Below are 15,677 nucleotides of genomic sequence, written 5' to 3'. Positions count from 1 at the left end.
CTGCTGCTTTTTTATTTTCCATTCCCATCTTACACTCCCTGTTATTTCCTTAATTGTTATTAATCGTTTTATAAATTTGAATAATTTGTGTCTAAAATTCATCAAGATCGTGATGTTTCTATGACAATTTAGTTAACAAACTCTATAATTCGAGCAATTCTGCTATACTATCTCCAGCGCTTTTAAATATTATTGAATTCATTTTATAATGGGTCAGCTCTTTACTCGGCGGCTTTTGTCCCTATGAAATGGATTCCAACGATAAAATCAAATGTGTAAAGGAGTGTGTCGACTCGTGAATATAAAAAGATGGCTGGCTTTCCTGCCGCTTGGGCTTATTTTGTTTCTTAGCGGCTGCAGCGAAATGATGGTCCTTGACCCTAAAGGCCCTGTTGCACAAGGCCAGAAAGACCTTATTATGTACTCGATCTATTTCATGCTGTTCATCGTGGCCGTAGTATTTGCGTTATTTGCCTATGTGGTATTTAAATACCGGGACCGCCCGGAACGCGGTGATAAAGATTATGATCCGAACCAGCATGGTAATACCAAATTGGAAGTGGTTTGGACGGTTATTCCTTTTATTATTGTTATTGCTTTGTCCATACCTACGGTTCAGCTTTTATATGATTTAGAAAAACCAACGGAGTCTACTTCAAATGAAGAGCCTCTTGTTGTTTATGCCACTTCTGCTGACTGGAAATGGTTTTTCAGTTACCCGGAACAAGGGATTGAAACTGTTGATTACTTACACATTCCAACCGACAGGCCGATAGAGTTCCGTCTTTCTTCTGCTGATTCTATGGCGGCTTTATGGATCCCTCAGTTAGGTGGAATGAAATACAATATGGCCGGAATGGAAAATACGCTTTATCTTCAGGCCGATGAAGAGGGCGTTTATGATGGTCGTAACTCTAACTTTAACGGTGAAGGTTTTACTAAACAGACCTTCGAAGTTTACGCAGAAAATTCCGAGGACTTCGAAAGCTGGGTAGAACAAACTCAAAATGAAGCACCTGAGCTGACAGAAGAACAATATACCGCCATGCTTGAGCCGGGTCTCATGGAAGATACAGCAGAATTTTCATCTACTCACCTTGAATTTGTAGACCATGGTACCAACCAAGGCCGCGATTACGCGATTAACCAGCACCTTGATGCTTATAATGAGCTGATGCATTTAGCTAATAACAACGAATATGTCGGATATCATCCTGAAGAAGAAATGGATCACAAAGATAAGAGTGATCACTAATACAGAAAGAAAGTTGGTGAAACATCATGAAACTCGATGAGTTTTTTGTAACAGGCGAACCGCTCATTTACGGGGGTATGGTTTCCATTGTCCTAGTAACCTCTGCCATCCTCTTCATCCTTACTTACTTCAAGAAATGGGGCTGGCTTTGGCGTGAGTGGTTAACGACTGTTGATCATAAGAAAATCGGAGTTATGTATATTTTAAGTGCCTTAGCAATGCTTTTTAGAGGCGGTGCTGATGCCTTAATGATGAGAACACAGCTGGCATTTCCAGATATGAACTTTCTGAATGCGCAGCACTATGATGAAATTTTTACAACTCACGGGACCGTAATGATCATTTTTATGGCCATGCCGTTCTTAATCGGGTTAATGAACGTCATTGTTCCTCTTCAAATCGGTGCGCGCGATGTTGCGTACCCATTCCTTAACGCACTAAGTTTCTGGTCCTTCCTTTTTGGAGCTATGCTATTTAACATTTCATTCGTTATTGGGGGATCACCAGATGCGGGATGGACAAGCTACACTCCTCTAGCCGGGGCAGCGATGAGTCCTGGACCCGGCCAGAACTTTTATCTGATGGGCTTACAGTTATCAGGGATTGGTACATTAGCGACAGGTATTAACTTTATGGTGACAATCCTTAAGATGCGTGCACCAGGAATGAAATTATTCCAAATGCCAATATTCACATGGTCTACTCTGGTAACTTCATTCATTATAATTTTCGCTTTTCCTATCTTAACAGTAGCGCTGGCTCTTATGACAATCGACCGTATCTTCGGTTCTCAATTCTTTACTTTAACAGGTGAAGGTCTGCCGATGATGTGGGCGAACCTGTTCTGGATGTGGGGACACCCAGAGGTTTATATCGTTATTCTGCCTGCCTTTGGTATTTTCTCTGAAATTATAGCTACATTCGCGAGAAAGCGCCTGTTTGGTTATATGGCGATGGTATGGTCCATGATTCTAATCGCTGGATTAAGCTTCCTTGTATGGGTTCACCACTTCTTCACAATGGGAGCAGGAGCATTTGTAAACTCTGTGTTCTCTGTTTCCACAATGTTAATTGCCGTTCCGACCGGGGTTAAAATATTTAACTGGCTCGGAACCTTATATAAGTCGAAAATACAAATGTCTGTTGCCATGATGTGGTCCTTAGCGTTTATTCCCAGCTTCGTGATGGGGGGAGTAACCGGGGTTATGCTTGGGATGGCAGCAGCGGACTATCAGTTCCACAACACTTATTTCCTAGTGGCTCACTTCCACTACGTATTAATTGCGGGTACAGTATTTGCCTGTTTTGCAGGTCTTGTGTACTGGTATCCGAAGATGTTTGGACACACGCTTAATGAAAAATACGGAAAATGGAGCTTCTGGTGGTTTGTTATCGGCTTCCATGTATGTTTCTTCCCGCAGTATTTCGTCGGTCTTGATGGAATGCCGCGCCGAGTATTTACAATCATTCCAGAATGGATGCCGCTTAACGTTATTTCCACTGTAGGTGCTTTCGGAATGGGTGTTGGATTCGCAATATTTGTATTTAACATCTATTACAGCTTCCGTAACAGCCCGCGTGATAAAACAGGAGATCCATGGGATGGACGCACACTGGAATGGGCTACCCCTACTCCGGTTCCATTCTATAACTTTGCGACAGTCCCTCATGTGAATGATCATGACGCCTTCCTTGAAATGAAGAAAAAAGGCATTACCACTTATGAAGAAGACCAGCTTGAACCGATTCATATGCCAAGCGATTCAGGAAAGCCGATTATCATGATGGCGATCGCCGGCTTTGCCAGCTTCGCTCTTGTCTTTGAATGGATCCCGCTGGCCGTGATTGGATTAATTGGGGTAATTATCATGATGGGTGTCAGATCCTTTGATTATGACGATGGCTTCCATGTTGAAGTCGATGAAATCAAGCGCACAGAACGCTCGGCAAGGGGGTTACGTAGATGAGTGCCCATGAACTTAAATCAGGACCTTTAGAATATAGAACCTTAGAAGGGCGAATGGGAATTCTCGGCTTCTGGATATTCCTTGGAGCCGAAATCGTCCTGTTTTCCACCTTGTTTGCCACCTATGCCGTATTGTTTGGACGTACGGCGGATGCACCACATCCCGGAGAATTATTTGAACCGGGAATTGTACTTGTGATGACCTTCTTACTGCTTGTCAGTAGTTTTACTTGCGGGATCGCGATTCACGAGATGCGGCGGGGAAACGTTAAAGGACTTATGACCTGGCTTGCCATTACGCTGGCTCTGGGACTTGGTTTCCTTGGCTTTGAAATATATGAATTTGTTCATTACGTTCATGAAGGAGCAACCCTGCAGTCCAGTGCCTACTGGTCCGCCTTCTTTGTATTAGCAGGAACACACGGCTTACACGTTACGTTAGGAATTGGCTGGGCCATTCTCCTAATGATTCAATTAAAACAGCGGGGACTTACACCAGTTACAAGCCGTAAAACGTTTATTGTCAGCTTGTACTGGCACTTCCTTGATGTAATTTGGATCTTTATTTTCACTGCCGTGTACTTGATTGGGATGGTGGTTTAAATGGCAAATCAGTCTAAACGCATACCAACACAGCATGTTATCGGATTTCTAGCTTCAATTGCTCTGACATTACTTGCCGTATGGGCTGTATTGTCTTCAGATATGCCAACAACATGGATTGTAATCTCAATCATGGTCTTGGCTGTGATCCAGGCCTGCATCCAGCTGTTCATGTTTATGCATATGACAGAAAAAGAGAGCGGTGGCGGCCATGTCCCTTGGAATATGATGTTCCACGGATTCGTACTTGCCGCTATTGTGGTAGCAGGTTCGATCTTTACAATGTCATTCGGCTTTACGCATGACCATGATGATGGAGAACACGGCGGCCATGAACAGCAGCAAGAAGAGCAGCACGAAGGCCATTAAAACGAATTAGGCGGTGATTATCAATGGAAAAAAATAAGGAAGTCTATCCACAGCAGGAAATGAACTTATTACCCTGGAAGCACGTATTTGGTTTTACTTTATGTATCATAATGACAGCCCTGGCGCTCTGGGGTGCTTTCTATACCAGTTATTCACCGAAATTCGTTCTTGTCCTTTTGGCTGCTGTCTCTTTTGTTCAAGCTGCCTTACAGCTTTATCATGTTCAGATGAAACGAACTGTCAGTTAACTAAAAAACCCCTTTTTCCGTTTAAGGAAAAAGGGGTTTTTTTGTTTATCTGCTCAGTTAGATTAGTTTTTGACTGCTTTACTAAATGGTGCAGGTGTTTTGACCATATAAATGACAAACATAATGTAGGCCACTTCTGCTACGATAAGGCTTGCATAGTAGAAAACCCATAGATATGAGAATGCACCTGGGGCTATGTTGAAAGTCGCCTCAAGGAAGTACAGCCACATTCCTACCAGCATTATAGTCTGAACAATTGCCAGCGAAAGCTTATTCATTTGGATAAATAAAAATGGTGTAATCGTGGCAAGAAGCATAAACATAAAAGTAATTCCCACGGCTATCATCTCCTTACATACAGGTTAAACTGTAAGCGTATTCATATTATTATATTTAATTGTAACAAATTATTCCCACAATTGACACATAAAATTCACAATTTATTCTTGAACTTTTATTATTCCCCGGAAGCCTAAGAAAAAAGCCGCCCCTCAAATTTGAGAGACAGCTTTCTTTACATCAGCAGCGTCCGTAATAGCTGTAATGACAGAAACTCCATCAGCTCCTGCCTTAATTACGTCTTTTGCATTATTTACTGTAATTCCTCCGATTCCAACCAGGGGAACCTCGGGATATAACCTTTTAACGCGTTGAATCCACTCGACACCCACCGCTTCTTTGGCATCTACTTTTGTCGTCGTCTTAAATATCGGCCCGACTCCTGTATAATCCACCATATCTACAAAACTTTTCTGCAGCTCTTCCTCATTCGAAATTGACAGCCCGATGATTTTATCAGGAAAGAGGGTTCTGAGCTCCTGGACTTTTTGATCGTCCTGGCCGACATGAATCCCGTCCGCTTCTAAAGTCTCCACCAATTCGCTGTCATCATTAACGATAAACAGTACATCACGCGCCCGGCAAAGCTGACGAAGCCGCTGGCCGAGTTCCAGCTTCTCAGGACCGGTTAAAGAACCCGGTCCCTTTTCACGATATTGAAAAGCTGTAATCCCTCCATCAATCGCTTCCTGCAATATTTCTTCGGGCGCCCTCTCACAATTCTGGCTGCCCATAATAAGATACTTTCTTAATCGCTTGGAGAGATTCACGCTACGCCTCCTCCACTTTTGTTAAGTCCATGGAGAGAGCGTCAATAAATCGCGCGGCAAAGGTGCCGGGGCCGTTTACGTTACGGTGACGTGCTGCTTTCTCAGCTGCCAGTCCATAGAAACGGGTAGCCGCATGAGCCTGTTCCAATGGAGGGCCGGATGTGGACAAGCAAGCCGCTAATATCGAACCTAACAGACAGCCAGACCCGGTAACCTTTCCTAGCCATTCATGCCCCGTTTGATTATAGACTACGTCCTTCCCATCACTAATGACATCTGCTTTGCCTGTCACGACAGCAAGCGTATCATACTGGTCTGCCACTTTTTTAGCGACTTCCTCTTGATTTCCTTCTCCGACAGAGTCAACACCTTTCGTTTCAACGGAAACACCAACGATATGAGCCATTTCCCCAAGGTTTCCTTTAATAGCTGCCGGCTTCACTTCACCGAGGATGCGCTCAAACGCTTCTGTTCGAAAAGAAGACGCTCCGACTCCAACCGGGTCAATGACTACAGGGATACCTTTTTCATTCGCGGCTTTCCCTGCCAGAATCATCGCCTGCAGGTGCGGCTCCGTCAGTGTTCCGATATTTATTAAGACACCATCAGAGAGACGGGCAATATCAGATACATCTTCTTTGGCCATCGCCATAATCGGAGAACCTCCAAAAGCCAATAGGCCGTTGGCGCTAAAATTCATTACGACTTCGTTCGTTAAATTATGAATCAGCGGTTTCTTTTCCCGTACTTCATTTACGAGCTTAATCGTCATTTCCTTACTCCCTCCTGACGCATTGCAAAATGATTGGTCGGTCCGCTTCCTTTTCCTAAGTTAAAGGAATATCGAATTGCTTCGGTCACAAACGCTTTTGATTTTTCTACAGCCAGCGGCAGTGGAGCTCCCTGGCTTAAGTAAGCCGTGATCGCTGCCGCATACGTGCATCCCGTACCATGTGTATTCTTCGTGTCAATTCGTTCACTGGAGAATGTATGCATTTTAGAACCGTCATATAAAAAGTCCACCGCTTCTCCTTCTAAATGACCTCCTTTGATTAATACCGCACCCGTTTGAAATCTTGTACAAATCTGCTCGGCAGCCAGCTTCATATCTTCCGTCCCTTTTATTTCTTCTCCTAACAGGAACTCAGCTTCAGGAATATTCGGTGTCACTACTGAAGTGAGCGGCAGCAAATGATCCCTCAGCAGGCTCCTTGCTTCTTCTTCGATCAGGGCATCTCCGCTTGTCGCAACCATCACGGGATCCATGACGTATGGCGCTGTTGTCTGCGGAATCCATTCTGCAACCACTTTCATCATCTCAATATTTGCAATCATGCCTGTTTTCAGCGCGTGAATCGGCATGTCGCTTGAAACAGCGTTAAGCTGGCTTTTTATAAAATCAGCGGGCAGATGATGCACGTCTTTTACACCCGTTGTGTTCTGAGACACAACCGATGTAACTACACTCATTCCATAGCTCTTAAGTTCTTGAAAAGTTTTTAGATCTGCCTGTATCCCGGCTCCTCCGCTGGGATCGGTGCCTGCAATCGTTAAGGCTGTCGATACTTGAGTCATCTGATATTCACCCCTTCCCCTTTCGGCCATTCTTCACAAATATGAGCCATTTGCCAGAATTTCCACTCCAGCTGGCAGCTTTTACGGAACGCTTCCTTCATACGCTCCTGTTCAGCTTCTGAAGCTTTATCTGCCAGTTCGTCTAATCGCTGGCACATGTTTTTGGACAACGTTTCAAATTCCAGATCTGCATAAAATTTAATCCATGGATAGAACGCAGCGTCCGGAGCGGGCTGGTATTTTTCCATTAAATATTGTCCGATCTCCAGGTAGGTCCACGGGCATGGGAGAACAGCTGCTATCAGTTCCCCTAAGCTTCCCTGCCTTGCGTGGTGCTCCATATGCTTAACGTAATGGTCAGCCGTCGGCGGCAGCGGATAACCGTGCAATTCATCATATCCCACACCGATTACATTACAAAAATTCTGATGAGGATGGGTTTCACTGTTTAAAGTAAATGAAATTTGCTGATTAAAGTATTCAATATCTTTTCGGTTGGACGATTTAGAAATTCCCATTCCATAGATTCGCATAAAAGCATTCAAGTATTCATAATCCGCTTTAATGTAATGGGCGATTGAATCATGAGGTACGTCTCCCTTTCCAATACCTTCGACAAAAGGATGATGAAAGATCGCTTCAAATATATCATTGTTTTCCCTTCTTAGGACTTCTGTAAAACTCATACAATTCTCCTCCTTTTAATGTAAAAGCTGTGGAATTAATCTTGATTTCAGTACACGTGATGCGACAAACCACCCAAACAGTGACCCGCTCACACTGCTGATTAGAAATGATGGAACAAAGGCGAAAGCCCCGGCTGCACTTCCCATTAAAACCTGTGCAAAAGGCACGGCAAATAAAGCGCCGATCAACCCAGAACCAATCACTTCACCGACGGGAGCCGCACCTTTTCGCCTGATCCATTTGTAAAAGAAGCCGGCAAGCAGTGCACCGGCCATGCCTCCAGGAAAAGCGAGCAGCGTTCCAAGTCCAAGCAGATTTCTCAGCAAACCAATCGTAAAAGCGATCGTAACAGCATGTATGGGGCCAAGTGTGATCGCAGCCATGACATTGATCGCATGCTGTACAGGATAAGCTTTCGCGATTCCGGCTGGAAACCATATCACCTGCGCGCTGAGAGTACCTAAAGCAACGAATACAGCCATCGTTGTCAATAAACGTGTTCGGCTCATTGATATCCTCCCTTCTTTATAGGAAAGGCCTGCGGCGTCAGAGCTCCAGAGGGGTTTTGGCATATAAAAAAGCCAGATCCTCTGGAGGACCTGGCTTATGTATAAGTAATAGACAGTTACGTCAACTACTTCCCTCCGCTGGTATTAACCAGATCAGGTGCATAAGAGTCGGAAAGCTTGTTCTTTCCTCTCAGCCCAGTTGGGCCCCCCTAGTAGTTCAAAAACTAATATTCACTTGGATGTGATTATCTTATCAGAGGTTCTTTGATTTGTCATGGATTAAGGTGTAACATTTTCTGTAAGAAATATTTTTAAATAATAAAGGAGCGCCATGTGATGAAGAAATGGATGCTGATATTGCTCTTAGTTACAGTAGGCTGCGGGAGTCAAGAAGGAGCAGAAGAACCTTCAGACGACCAGACAGGAAGTGAATCAAAACAGTTCTCTGGATATGTAATGGATCAAAATGAAAATAGCATCTTAGTGGTAGATAACATTGAGCCCGATGGAGGCAGCCCTATTTGGATTACAGGAGTAGAAGAAGACATGTGGCTTGGCAAGTCTGTAGAAGTGACTGTAGATGGTCCTGTGGCCGAATCCTACCCTATGCAGGCCCAGGCCGGGGAAGTAAAGGTCGTTAAAGCAAAAAAGCCGGAAGGGGCTGACTTAGATGAGTCTCAGGTCCTTGCCAGCGCGCTTGCTGAGGTAGACCGAAGCAACACCCTGTCTGTTGAAAGTATGACGTATGATCAGGAACAAGATCAATGGATCATAAAAATGCGATCCACCGTTACTGAAAGCGGTGCAGAAAAAGTCATTGTTCCCGACCAGAATTTTGGGGAATAATGCCCTGATTATAATGCCTGACATGACGTGAAAAAGATCGTCCTCCAGCAAGGAAGGGCGATCTCTTTAGTTACCAAGGCGGCAAAATACTACGAGACTCCTGCTTAAAAAACGGGCGACCGAGACGCCGCAGCGTGGTATTTACCACGAGGAATCTCTAGTTCTCCACTTTCTTCAGCATCCACAGCCTGACACTCAGCTCTAATAAAAACATATCGTCAGCGTTTAATAAAGAAAGCCCTGTTAATTGTTCTATATTCCGCAGTCTGTGCAGCAGGGACTGCCTATGCAGGTTTAAAGCGCGTGCTGTCTGGCTGACATTGCTGTTGTATTTGTTGTAGACAATAAAAGTATGAATCAAGTCCGTCTGCCGCTTCTGATCATATTCAATCAGCTTCTGAAGCGTGCTTTTTACGATCTCCTCAATTTCTTTCTCATGGCTTAAGGCCATAAGCAGCCTATTCATCCTCGTATCGCTAAAAAACGTCCGCTCCCCTATTTCGTGCTGCTGGCGGCCGATATTAAAGGCGGTGACAGCTTCGTTATAGCTTTTATGAAAAGTATAAATTCCGTCTTTATGCATCGATATTCCCCAGGAAATACTAAGACCCGCCAATAATTCATTCAAGCGCCGCTCCACTAAATCAAGGAACTGGTTCGCTGTTTCGACATAGGAGCTGTTGCTGTCGGCTTCCAAGAAAACAATAACTTCCCCATCTTCAAAGGTAGCCATTGTTCTCCTTTTTAACACGTCTCCGGCATGGGCTACTTCTTTCTGAATATAGTAATTGCGGCTGTGCATAGAGGAAGACATAACCGATTGATCGGAACCTCGTATAAGATCGTCCGCTATTTTTGTAAAACGAATCTCGCCAGCAAGACAAATATAAGGCTTACTCAAATCGTATCCAAGCAGCTGGGCTTTCGATTGGAGTGGTTTATCCATTTCGATGTCTTTCTTAGCAAGATCTAATAAAAAGTTGTCCTTGAGACGTATTTCTGTCATTTCAATCGCGTTTTCTTTTACAAAATAAAGGGCGCATGCGGTCAGCGCATGTTCGAGGATATTTAAGTTCGACCAAGTCAGCTCTCCAGTTGTTTCAGGTTTAAATAACAGGTAACCCTGTTTTTTATAATTCGATAAAATCGTCAGCTGATAACAGCGGTCGTCCCCTATTTGAAACTCTTCGATATAGTGATAAAGCGGATGGTCTTTAAAAGGCGTTTCCTCTGAAGGAAGAAGCTCATATTCTCCTTCAGCATCACCGTTTAAAACATCAATCATGTGCCGTTTAAAATGGTAATTTGCCCGGACGATTTTGTTATGATCGCTGATCGCTACAGGAATATGAGTGTTTTCATAAACGATTTTCATAATCTCCTGCAGGCCTTTCCCATTTAGCACACAGTTGATTAACTCTTGACGGATTTCTTCTGCCTGCTTCTGTTCGACTTCTTTCTTCCGGTTAATCTCTGATAAGACATCATGCAGCACATCACCGAAACGCACTTCCCATGGCAGCTCCAGCACAATAAACTGCTGATCTTCCGCTGCTTTTAACACCCTGTCAGGAATTTTAAAAAGGTGGCGGCCCGTAGCAAACGCCAGGGCGGAAGCTCCAGAATCAATCACATCCCGTACATAGTCTTCAAGAGCTCTCGGGTCATCACTGCAGCCAATGCCTGTACTTAATACGAATTCGTTTTTTCTGACAAAATTTTCTACAGGTGTTTCAATCACCGATATCCATTCAATCTCTCTTTCGTTCAGAAGATGACTTCCTGTTAATATTTTCGCCGGTGCCATCACAGGCAGCTGCAAAACTTCTCTTACTTGAATTCCCATATTCCTGCCCCCCGCCGATTGTTTTTATATCAAATCACATATCGCCTGGTGATCGACATTATTTCCGCTAATGACGAGCACAATATTCTTCCCTCTACGGTCACTTTGTTTAAGAACGTGGCTTACTCCAACAGCAGCCGCTCCTTCTACGATCATTTTATGATACTCCATCATAAAAACCATTCCTTTTTTTATCATTTCCTCTGAAACAAGGACACTCTCATCTAAGTAATTTTTCGTTAAAGTAAACGTATATTCATTATCAGGACCGATCCCTCCCAGCAAGCTGTCTGCTAATGTAGGGGTTTCTTTCATAACGACAGGAGCTCCATGCTTTAAACTCTCATGCATAACAGCCGACTGTTCCATCGATACCCCTTGAATCTTCATCTCCGGAACCATCGTTTTCAAAGTATATCCGATACCTGCAAGCAGCCCTCCTCCTGAAAGCGGAATGATCACTTCGTCTGCTTCCGGGCACTGCTCCATAATCTCAAGGCCGATCGTCCCCTGTCCTGCAATAACGTAAGGGTCATCAAACGGCTTAATCACAGAAAAACCTTCTTCCTTTTCAAGCTGATAGCAGCGGGCTTCGGCATCATCCTGATTTTCTCCGACAATCACTACTTCTGCTCCAAGCCTTTTTAAACGGTTGACCTTCTCACCCGGCACACGATTCGATATACAGACAACCGCATTTATGCCGAGCTGTTTGGCAACATAGGAGACAGCAATCCCATGGTTTCCTGTAGAAAACGTGGCGACACCTTTGGTCTTTTCTTCATCTGACAGCGAAAGGATTTTATTGGCTGCTCCCCTCAGCTTAAAAGCACCTGTCGGCTGATAGTTTTCCAGCTTAAGGTAAACGTGGTTCCCTGTCTTAAGCGACAACGGTTCTGAGTATAAAAGCGGCGTCCGCTCGATGATCGATTCGATCCGTTTATTGGCCTTCCATACATCACGCAGCGTAATGCTCATCTATAACCCCTCCTTATTTCTGATTTTTCTGATAAAATATGATAAAAAAAGAAGACCGCACGATGTGTACGACCTTTCCTTTATAAACGGCTTAACGAACGAAAAATGACTCTCTCAAGCCTATCTGGACTCTTCACGGACTCGACGCTTGCCGCAAGAACTTCTTCACGGGGCACAGCCGCCCAGTCCAGGAAGTATCCCGCCTCTAAAGCCAGGCACCGGGCAAATTCTCTTAAACTTCTTCCGTTTCCTTCACGAAAAGGGTGAAGCACATTAATCTCTGCCATATAAAACGCTAACCGCTCGGCCAGCTGCTCACGACTCATATGTTCCCAATCTTCTTCTAAAAGAGCAGTAAAGATAGGTTCGGCTGCTTCCCTTATAAACTGGGCCTGGGCGAAGGAGAACCCATCCTTCGTAATATTTTCAGTCCGCAGCTCACCAGCGAAAGGGTATAAGTCTTTAAACAGGCACTCATGAATCCTCTGCAGGTGCCTGAGATCGAACTCCCCCGTTACCGGCCGTTCCTGCAGCTCAGAAAGCCGCTGGGCCGAGAGAATGTTTTCCATACTCTGGAGCTGACGGTCATCTTTTATATCGTAATGGTTTATGAGAATAGATGTACCTTCATAGCAATAACGCGATTTCCCGCTTCCATACCGGGAGTTAGGCATGGCGGGCTAATTCCAATGCTCTTTTTAGAAACTCCTTTTCTGTGATCGAACCTGTTAAGCGTTTCTTCACAAGACTTTCTTCTTTTTTCGTTAACTGCAATCCTTCAATAGCCATAGAAGCTTTGGCAGAATGCATCAAACTTTCAGCCTGCTCATCTGTACGAAACCTCATCTAAACAACCCTCCGACCAGAATGATCTACTATTATTATACTACAAATACGCTTTTTTAGACAGGGTTAGTGTTCGACAAATGGCTTCATAATGAGGGTTTAAGATGTTTTTTTCTTGCGGGTCGACTTCTTTTTGGCGGCTGTCTTTTTCTTCGGTGCCACTTTTTTCGATTCTTTCGTATTCTCCAATGATTTTTCCAAAGCTTCCATTAAATCTGTAACGTTAGCCGGTTCAGGCTTGGCCTTGGCTGTCGTTACTTTTTCATTATTTCTCTTCGCTTCGATTAATTCTAATAAAGCTGCCCTGTATTCGTCTGTATATTTTTCCGGATCGAATTCCTCGGTCAGCTGATCGATCAGCGAAATGGCGGTGCTTACTTCTTTTTTGCTTAAGTCTGACTCCTCAGGTACATTCGGCACGTCCGACGCACTTCTTACTTCGTCCGGATAATGGATCGTTTCCATAATTAACGTATTGTCGTAAACACGTACGATCGCCAGCTGTTCTTTGGAACGGATAATAATTTTAGCCACTCCAATTTTGCCTGTATCCTTTAAAGCTTGTCTTAATAGACTGTATGCTTTGGTACCGCCTTCATTCGGTGATAAATAATAGCTTCGCTCAAAATAAATCGGGTCAATTTCTTCAAGTTTTACAAAGTCTAGAATCTCTACAGCTTTATCTTCCTGCTCGCGCTTTAAGTTTTCCAAATCCTCTGAGTCGAGCACTACAAACTTGTTTTTCGTATATTCATACGCTTTGACGATATCCTCGTTCGCTACTTCTTTTTCACAGACAGGACATCTTTTTTTATATTCGATCGGTGACTTACATTCTTCGTGCAGCTGTCTGAGCTTAATATCTTTATTATCTGTAGCCGCATGCAGCTTGATTGGTATATTCACAAGTCCGAAGCTGATCGTTCCTTTCCACATCGTATGCATAGTCGACACACTCCTTTTTTTGTTTAGGATGTGCCTCCTCTTAATTTTTATGACTAATTCAAGCGGCCGTACCTCACACTAGGAATACAAAGAAGGTGAGATGACAATGTTTAATCGGCCTATGCTCCCCACTCTGACTAATACTCCGCCAAAGTCAAAAGAGTGGAGCTATGAAATTAAATATGACGGCTTTCGTGTCCTTTTGCACTGGACAACAGAAGGCATCACTTTAACGAGCCGAAACGGCAAAAACTTAACGGCCCAGTTTCCGGAAATTACAGACACTGATCATATTACTCCGCCGACTGACCTGCCGCTGCTCCTCGATGGAGAGCTCGTTATTTTAAATAATCCCTATCAGGCGAATTTCGAGCTGGTGCAGCAGCGCGGGCGTACGAAAAGGAAGGATAAGGTCAAGGAGCTCTCCAAGAAGCGTCCAGCGAAGTTTATGGCCTTTGACCTCCTCTATTATCAAGAAGACAGGACAGCTGCATCTTATGCGGAAAGAAAGAAGTTTTTAAAGAAAGCGATAGCCAATCTCAATCATCCCCATATTCAAGAAGTTCCTTTCTCTAAAAAGTGGAACGAGATTTACGAGACAGCTTTTGATCATTTAAGTGAAGGAATTGTTGTGAAGCAAAACAACAGCACTTACACCTATAACAAAAGGTCAAAGCAATGGCTGAAAATTAAGCTGTGGCGGACCGTTTCTGGTTTTCTAACGGAATACCACCCGGAAAATGATTACTATACCGTCGAAATCTATGAAGACGACAGCAGAGTTCCCCTGGGGCGATTTAAAAATGGATTAGATGATGACCAGTCGACCACCTTAAGAACGTTTTTTAAAGATAAGGGAGTGAATTGGCGGATTGATCCATGCATTGTCGTCGATATTCATTGCTTAGGAGTAAACGAGGGAGAGTTTAGAGAGCCTCTGTTCAGCAATTTTCGCTTTGATTTATCTCCTGAAGACTGCACAGAGGATAAGCTGAACTGGGATCTGGCGCTTTTACCTGAGAATGTTGAATTTACAACCCTTGATAAACCCTTATGGCCACCAATAGGAATCCGAAAAAGAGACTATCTGATTTATTTGCGCCGTGTGTTTCCTTATATGAAACCTTTTCTGATAGAAAAGAAACTGACTGTGATCCGCTATCCTCACGGCATAGAAGATGAGTCCTTTTTCCAAAAGCATCTCCCTGACTATGCACCAGATTACGTAAAAGGATGGAAGCAGACGGACGGTGACATAGCGTTAAGAGCAGATGAGCTTTCCCCTCTGTTATGGTTAGGCAACCAGGGGGCTTTAGAGCTTCACCTCCCTTTTCAGCGGGCCGAAGCGAAAGACCCTGATGAAATCGTTTTTGACCTGGATCCCCCGGACCGTTCCGCTTTTCACTTGGCCGTATTAGCGGCTCAGCTGCTGAAGCACCTGCTCGATAAACTCGAAGTGAATAGTTTTGTAAAAACCTCGGGCAACAAAGGGCTTCAGATTCATATTCCAATAACAGAGGGCAGCTTAACGTACAGCGAAACAAGAAGGTTTACAGAACGACTGGCGTCACTGTTAACGAAAGAAAAACCTGATCTGTTTACAATCGAACGATTGAAAAAGAACCGTGGAGACCGTCTATATATAGATTACGTGCAGCATGCCGAAGGAAAAACGATCATTGCTCCTTATTCCGCGCGGGCCACTAATGAAGCCAGCGTTGCGACACCTATTTTCTGGAGTGAATTAAACGATCAGCTATCCCCAGCCGATTTTACGATCGAAAATGTAATTGAAAGGGTTTACGCATTAGGCTGCCCTTTTCAAAACTACCATGAGTGCCGGAAACTCCAGCCGGTTGATACGATAAAAGAGCTATAAAGCAAATACAGGTGAC

Annotated in this window: 18 protein-coding genes and 1 riboswitch; of the genes, 7 read left to right on the top strand and 11 right to left on the bottom strand. The window is 44.0% G+C overall.

Translation table 11 applies throughout. The annotated features are described in order from the left end of the window. Positions 1-295 precede the first annotated feature (295 nt). The 5 genes from qoxA to HUS26_RS17580 are packed head-to-tail and all read left to right on the top strand — an operon-like array spanning position 296 to position 4,441. Positions 296-1,255, top strand: a complete 960-nt coding sequence (gene qoxA / locus HUS26_RS17600; protein WP_254434234.1) for a cytochrome aa3 quinol oxidase subunit II — start codon at positions 296-298, stop codon at positions 1,253-1,255. Positions 1,256-1,281: 26 nt separating this feature from the next. After that, positions 1,282-3,222 carry a cytochrome aa3 quinol oxidase subunit I gene (qoxB, locus tag HUS26_RS17595; protein ID WP_173918338.1) on the top strand — a complete coding sequence of 647 codons (1,941 nt, stop codon included), beginning with the start codon at positions 1,282-1,284 and terminating at the stop codon, positions 3,220-3,222. Next, positions 3,219-3,824 carry a cytochrome aa3 quinol oxidase subunit III gene (qoxC, locus tag HUS26_RS17590; RefSeq protein WP_173918337.1) on the top strand — a complete coding sequence of 202 codons (606 nt, stop codon included), beginning with the start codon at positions 3,219-3,221 and terminating at the stop codon, positions 3,822-3,824. The genes qoxB and qoxC overlap by 4 nt, the downstream gene beginning before the upstream one ends. Next, positions 3,825-4,193, top strand: coding sequence for a cytochrome aa3 quinol oxidase subunit IV (gene qoxD / locus HUS26_RS17585; RefSeq protein ID WP_173918336.1), 369 nt, complete (start codon positions 3,825-3,827; stop codon positions 4,191-4,193). Positions 4,194-4,216: 23 nt separating this feature from the next. Beyond that, the gene (locus tag HUS26_RS17580; protein WP_173918335.1) at positions 4,217-4,441 is read left to right on the top strand and encodes a hypothetical protein; all 225 of its coding nucleotides are present in this window, start codon (positions 4,217-4,219) and stop codon (positions 4,439-4,441) included. Positions 4,442-4,503: 62 nt separating this feature from the next. On the opposite strand, the gene HUS26_RS17575 is transcribed toward HUS26_RS17580, so the two are convergent. The 6 genes from HUS26_RS17575 to thiW all read right to left on the bottom strand — a co-directional run bounded on the left by HUS26_RS17575 (position 4,504) and on the right by thiW (position 8,321). Beyond that, positions 4,504-4,779 carry a hypothetical protein gene (locus HUS26_RS17575; protein ID WP_173918334.1) on the bottom strand — a complete coding sequence of 92 codons (276 nt, stop codon included), beginning with the start codon at positions 4,777-4,779 and terminating at the stop codon, positions 4,504-4,506. Positions 4,780-4,932: 153 nt separating this feature from the next. After that, positions 4,933-5,514, bottom strand: coding sequence for a thiamine phosphate synthase (gene thiE / locus HUS26_RS17570; RefSeq protein WP_217424744.1), 582 nt, complete (start codon positions 5,512-5,514; stop codon positions 4,933-4,935). Between the two features lie 37 nt (positions 5,515-5,551). After that, positions 5,552-6,322, bottom strand: coding sequence for a hydroxyethylthiazole kinase (thiM, locus tag HUS26_RS17565; RefSeq protein WP_173918332.1), 771 nt, complete (start codon positions 6,320-6,322; stop codon positions 5,552-5,554). After that, positions 6,319-7,125 carry a bifunctional hydroxymethylpyrimidine kinase/phosphomethylpyrimidine kinase gene (thiD, locus tag HUS26_RS17560; protein ID WP_173918331.1) on the bottom strand — a complete coding sequence of 269 codons (807 nt, stop codon included), beginning with the start codon at positions 7,123-7,125 and terminating at the stop codon, positions 6,319-6,321. The genes thiM and thiD overlap by 4 nt, the downstream gene beginning before the upstream one ends. Beyond that, entirely contained in the window at positions 7,122-7,811 is a 690-nt protein-coding gene (gene tenA / locus HUS26_RS17555; protein WP_173918330.1) for a thiaminase II, read from the bottom strand. The genes thiD and tenA overlap by 4 nt, the downstream gene beginning before the upstream one ends. Before the next feature lie 15 nt (positions 7,812-7,826). Next, a complete protein-coding gene (gene thiW, locus HUS26_RS17550) occupies positions 7,827-8,321 on the bottom strand; it encodes an energy coupling factor transporter S component ThiW (protein ID WP_173918329.1) in 495 nt (164 codons plus the stop codon). A 113-nt stretch (positions 8,322-8,434) separates the two neighbouring features. After that, positions 8,435-8,542, bottom strand: a riboswitch (TPP riboswitch). Positions 8,543-8,657: 115 nt separating this feature from the next. Between thiW and HUS26_RS17545 the strand changes: the two genes are divergently transcribed. Continuing rightward, the gene (locus tag HUS26_RS17545; protein WP_173918328.1) at positions 8,658-9,167 is read left to right on the top strand and encodes a DUF3221 domain-containing protein; all 510 of its coding nucleotides are present in this window, start codon (positions 8,658-8,660) and stop codon (positions 9,165-9,167) included. 157 nt (positions 9,168-9,324) lie between these two features. On the opposite strand, the gene HUS26_RS17540 is transcribed toward HUS26_RS17545, so the two are convergent. From HUS26_RS17540 to HUS26_RS17520, 5 genes are all read right to left on the bottom strand, one after another. Next, positions 9,325-11,013, bottom strand: coding sequence for a PucR family transcriptional regulator (locus tag HUS26_RS17540; protein ID WP_173918327.1), 1,689 nt, complete (start codon positions 11,011-11,013; stop codon positions 9,325-9,327). A gap of 24 nt (positions 11,014-11,037) precedes the next feature. Further along, positions 11,038-11,991, bottom strand: a complete 954-nt coding sequence (gene eutB / locus HUS26_RS17535) for a hydroxyectoine utilization dehydratase EutB (protein ID WP_173918326.1) — start codon at positions 11,989-11,991, stop codon at positions 11,038-11,040. An 80-nt stretch (positions 11,992-12,071) separates the two neighbouring features. Further along, positions 12,072-12,665 (bottom strand): Fic family protein, encoded by a 594-nt coding sequence (locus HUS26_RS17530; protein WP_173918325.1) that lies wholly within the window; start codon positions 12,663-12,665, stop codon positions 12,072-12,074. Then, the gene (locus HUS26_RS17525) at positions 12,658-12,837 is read right to left on the bottom strand and encodes a hypothetical protein (protein WP_173918324.1); all 180 of its coding nucleotides are present in this window, start codon (positions 12,835-12,837) and stop codon (positions 12,658-12,660) included. Before HUS26_RS17525 ends, HUS26_RS17530 begins: the two co-directional genes overlap by 8 nt. A 99-nt stretch (positions 12,838-12,936) precedes the next feature. After that, the gene (locus tag HUS26_RS17520; protein WP_173918323.1) at positions 12,937-13,782 is read right to left on the bottom strand and encodes a Ku protein; all 846 of its coding nucleotides are present in this window, start codon (positions 13,780-13,782) and stop codon (positions 12,937-12,939) included. A 106-nt stretch (positions 13,783-13,888) separates the two neighbouring features. Between HUS26_RS17520 and ligD the strand changes: the two genes are divergently transcribed. Next, positions 13,889-15,661: a DNA ligase D gene (ligD, locus tag HUS26_RS17515; protein WP_173918322.1), complete on the top strand. Its 1,773-nt coding sequence runs from the start codon at positions 13,889-13,891 to the stop codon at positions 15,659-15,661. Positions 15,662-15,677: the final 16 nt, after the last annotated feature.

The organism is Halobacillus sp. Marseille-Q1614, assembly GCF_902809865.1.
GTDB lineage: Bacteria > Bacillota > Bacilli > Bacillales > Halobacillaceae > Halobacillus_A.
This window is presented reverse-complemented; position numbering and strand designations above follow the sequence as displayed.